Here is a 3,655-nt window from a genome sequence, read left to right on the forward strand (position 1 = left end):
GCTGCGTAGGCATGATTCTGGTTGACTACCTGACGCTGATGTCTGCCGAAAAAGCAGACCGTAATGACCTGGCCTACGGGATGATCACCAAAGGTCTGAAGAACCTAGCCAAAGAGCTTGGCTGCGTCGTCGTGCTGCTGACCCAGCTCAACCGCGAACTGGAGAAGCGAGTGAATAAACGCCCGTTACCCAGCGATTCCCGCGACACAGGACAGATTGAGCAGGACTGCGACTACTGGGTTGGTATCCACCGGGAAGGCGCTTTCGATGACAGCGTGCCGCCGGGCGAAACCGAGTTAATCCTGCGTCTCAACCGCCATGGCAGTACCGGTACGGTTTATTGCAATCAGATCAACGGGGCAATTTACGACACAGACCAGCATTCCGCCGCAGCAGAACGCCGCGGGCGCGAGCAGCAGCCGAAAAAGAAAGGGGGCTTCTGATGAAAGGAAAACAGGCAATTCTGCGTTATCTCGAAACGCACCGGACCTTCACTGCGAAAGATGTGGCGACAGAGTGCGGCATGACCATCAACTGCATCACGAAGAACGCCATCGATCTGGAGCGGGCCCGGAAGATTGTCCGGGTAAGCAAGGTCTGGCGAACGGTGACCTATCGCCTGGCGACGCCGGAAGAGCAGGCTGGTACCGCGCGTAGTTGCACCAACGGAATATTTCAGGAGTGCCGCAACAGCGCGGCTATGAAGCGAGTATTGATGGTTTGGGGGAGGGTAGGGGTATGAAATTATTTGAGATGGAAGGTTTTCTGCGTGGCAAGTGCTTGCCTGGCGACATGAAGGTTAACGAAACCAACGCTGAGTATCTGGTGCGTAAATTTGCTGAAGCAGATGCCAAGTGCGCGGCGCTGGCTGCGGAGAATGCGGGGTTGAAGGCTGCGCACCCTCAACCTTTCGGTGAAGATATGATGCGTGCTCTCGAGGCTTATGAGTGGCATCAGGATGAAGTGCCGGAGACGGGTATGCTCGATGCGTTCTTTATCCTGCGTGACAGCATCCGCGTTGAAACCCCGGCAACCGAGGCAATCATGGCTGAAGTGCGGGCGCAGGGTGTGGAGATGTTTGCTGACAACCTGTTGTGTCCAGACCTTGATGGCGCTATCCGTGAGTTCGCCGCCCAGCTTCGCAAAGGAGTGCAGTCATGAAAAACCGTAAAGCCAAAATCATCGTTCTTCGCGCCCTGAAAAACTGCTACCCGCGCCAGTGGCTGAACGTAAGCAATCGCCGCATGGTTCTCTTCACGCTCGGTGGTGTTAGCCGTGAAGGGCATCAATTCAAAAAGAGCGCAGCACAGAACCGCTGGAAGAATCATGTGAGGTTCCAATGAGCAACATCGACAAACAGGCCGTCCAAGCAGTTGCCGATTTGAAAGCTGGTTACACCCTCGGTCACGCTGATGTGGCAATCCTGAACGAGCTGGCGCGTATCGCGCTGGCATCGCTCGAAGCGGAGCCTGTGTGCGTCATCGACCAGTCCAATCTTGATTATCTCAACTCCGGCTCCGATGCCGATGTATGGCCAGCATCCAGAAAAGAAATGGGTGATGTGCTTCTGTATCGCACCGCCCCGCCAGCGCCGGTATCTGTGCCTGATGCCGCTACAGCAATCCGCGAATGCATGGAAGAATTTCCCGAGTCAGTGCACGACATCGTTGAAGAATGCGCAGCTATCGCAGAAAACGCCTGCCGCGCCGCCATGCTTCAGGGTGCCGCTGGCAACTCTCCGGTGATTCCGGATGGTTGGGTGCTGGTGCCAGAAGAACCCACCCATGAAATGCTTGAGGCTGGTGATGAACAATTCGGAACTTACGATGTGTATCGCCGGATGATAGCAGCATCACCGCAGCAGGAGGTGAAGTGATGGACGAGCTCAAAAATTTCAGCGCGACTGACTGGTTATTTTTCGCAACGATGGTGATCGCATGGTTTTACCTGGCAGCCAAAGCGTATGGCTGGTTTATTGGTTTTCTGTTTCGCCGTTGTTGGCGCTGGTGGAACCGGAAAGACGAGAAAACCCTAGCTATGGATTCGTTTTACGAGGCTTTTGATCTGGCTGATATCAATCCTGGGGATAGCATGGTGATCACCACCCATAGTGGAATGACGATCCGCATTCATCGGCCCGAGGCTAAGCGCGACGTAAAACCGCTTTGACGCACAAAATTCAGGCCTCTTCGGAGGCCTTTCTCTTCAGTTGATTTTGTTAAATCAACCGTCCATACTTTCTTTGCTGACGGCCTGAACACCCGTCAGTGACTTCTGCGCATTTAAGGGGACTTAAATGCGACCACAATCTGAACTCCTCACCTTGTCACAGATGCTTAACGGCACCTGCGATTCTCTGCATTCTGCGGTTTCCGTTAGGGAGGCCGTATGACTCTGCCAGTAGACGGCATCAAACTCCATCGCGGCAACTTCGCGGCCATAGGACAGCAAATTCAGCCATTGCTGGATGCAGGCCAGTGCTTCCGCCTTCAGGTCAAGCCGTGGCGCGAGAAGCGCAGCCTGTCGCAGAACGCGCTCAGCCACATGTGGTACACGGAAATTAGCGAGTACCTGATCGCGCGCGGCAAGACCTTCGCTACGCCTGAGTGGGTCAAAGACGCGATGAAGCACACCTATCTCGGCTACGAAAGCAAGGACCGTGTAGACGTCGTGTCTGGCGAGGTCACCACCGTCCAATCTCTACGTCATACGTCAGAGCTGGAAACGGGCGAGATGTACATTTTCCTGTGCAAAGTCGAAGCCTGGGCGATGAACATCGGCTGCCACCTGACCATTCCGCAGAGCTGCGAGTACCAGCAGCTGCGCGATAAGCAGGAGGCGTGATGTCTACTCCACTATCCCGCGTCATCACCAACGAAATATTTCTCGTTCCGGCGCGCCGCCAGCCTAAGCCCGCGGTTAAGCCGTCCGACATCCCGACACTGAAGGGCTACACCGCCCGCCTGGTAGATCAGAAATGGCTGCGTCTAGCGGCACGGAGGAATCATGCGTGAATTAAAAGTTGATGGTCTCGCCTTAATCATCAAAAGCAGAATTCCTGAGAATGTCGGCGCAACAGTGCGTCTGGTTGAGTATCTCGGGGTGATTAAAGGCGCTATTTCTGAAGAAAGATTTGAAGCGTGGAAAGTCGAATCCGCTAGCGGTGGCAATTTGAGCGGTTACTTGCCTGGAGGGCTGATCGTTGCCTGGCCAACTGTTAATTGCCCGGCAAAATGGCTGATGCCTATAGATGGTGGCGATTTTTCAAATGAACTGGCATCTGACAAGGAGATGTCACATGCGTAAACCAACCCGTCGCACCTGCAAGGTCTGCAAACAGAAGTTCACCGCCACCTTCGACAACGTCTGGTGGTGCTGTCCTGAGCATGGCGCCATCTTCGCGCTGGAGTTGCGGGCAAAGCAGAAGATAAAAGAGGCCGCTAAGCGCATCAAGGAGCGCAAAGAGAAGGAGCGCGCGGAACGCCGGGATCTGAAAGCAAGAAAGGTGGCACTAAAAACGAAACCTCAGTGGAGAGCTGAAGCACAGGCGGCTTTCAACCGGTATGTCCGTCTGAGGGATGCCGGTAAGCCATGCATCAGTTGCGGTCGTCTACCAGAGCAGAAGTTTGGCGGAACCATGGACTGCGGCCACTAC

The 3,655-nt window shown here is 54.7% G+C and carries 10 protein-coding genes; all 10 read left to right on the forward strand.

The window, feature by feature from the left end; genetic code table 11:
• A partial coding sequence (locus tag ACYVJ4_RS16330; RefSeq protein ID WP_460461200.1) for a DnaB-like helicase C-terminal domain-containing protein occupies positions 1–443 on the forward strand: 443 nt, incomplete at its 5' end.
• Entirely contained in the window at positions 443–742 is a 300-nt protein-coding gene (locus ACYVJ4_RS16335; protein WP_023330689.1) for a hypothetical protein, read from the forward strand. The genes ACYVJ4_RS16330 and ACYVJ4_RS16335, both read left to right, overlap by 1 nt.
• A complete protein-coding gene (locus ACYVJ4_RS16340) occupies positions 739–1,161 on the forward strand; it encodes a hypothetical protein (RefSeq protein ID WP_063135603.1) in 423 nt (140 codons plus the stop codon). Before ACYVJ4_RS16335 ends, ACYVJ4_RS16340 begins: the two co-directional genes overlap by 4 nt.
• Positions 1,158–1,343 carry a hypothetical protein gene (locus ACYVJ4_RS16345; protein WP_032608719.1) on the forward strand — a complete coding sequence of 62 codons (186 nt, stop codon included), beginning with the start codon at positions 1,158–1,160 and terminating at the stop codon, positions 1,341–1,343. Before ACYVJ4_RS16340 ends, ACYVJ4_RS16345 begins: the two co-directional genes overlap by 4 nt.
• Entirely contained in the window at positions 1,340–1,876 is a 537-nt protein-coding gene (locus tag ACYVJ4_RS16350) for a hypothetical protein (RefSeq protein WP_063135604.1), read from the forward strand. Before ACYVJ4_RS16345 ends, ACYVJ4_RS16350 begins: the two co-directional genes overlap by 4 nt.
• Positions 1,876–2,169 carry a DUF4752 family protein gene (locus ACYVJ4_RS16355; protein ID WP_063135605.1) on the forward strand — a complete coding sequence of 98 codons (294 nt, stop codon included), beginning with the start codon at positions 1,876–1,878 and terminating at the stop codon, positions 2,167–2,169. The genes ACYVJ4_RS16350 and ACYVJ4_RS16355 overlap by 1 nt, the downstream gene beginning before the upstream one ends.
• Positions 2,170–2,388: 219 nt before the next feature.
• A complete protein-coding gene (locus ACYVJ4_RS16360; RefSeq protein ID WP_032104836.1) occupies positions 2,389–2,844 on the forward strand; it encodes a YbcN family protein in 456 nt (151 codons plus the stop codon).
• Positions 2,844–3,014 (forward strand): NinE family protein, encoded by a 171-nt coding sequence (locus ACYVJ4_RS16365; protein ID WP_032104835.1) that lies wholly within the window; start codon positions 2,844–2,846, stop codon positions 3,012–3,014. Before ACYVJ4_RS16360 ends, ACYVJ4_RS16365 begins: the two co-directional genes overlap by 1 nt.
• Positions 3,007–3,306: a hypothetical protein gene (locus ACYVJ4_RS16370; protein ID WP_032104834.1), complete on the forward strand. Its 300-nt coding sequence runs from the start codon at positions 3,007–3,009 to the stop codon at positions 3,304–3,306. The genes ACYVJ4_RS16365 and ACYVJ4_RS16370 overlap by 8 nt, the downstream gene beginning before the upstream one ends.
• Positions 3,299–3,655, forward strand: a 357-nt coding sequence (locus ACYVJ4_RS16375; protein WP_460461201.1) for a recombination protein NinG, incomplete at its 3' end; no start/stop codon positions are given. The genes ACYVJ4_RS16370 and ACYVJ4_RS16375, both read left to right, overlap by 8 nt.

Source organism: Angustibacter peucedani, from assembly GCF_054779595.1.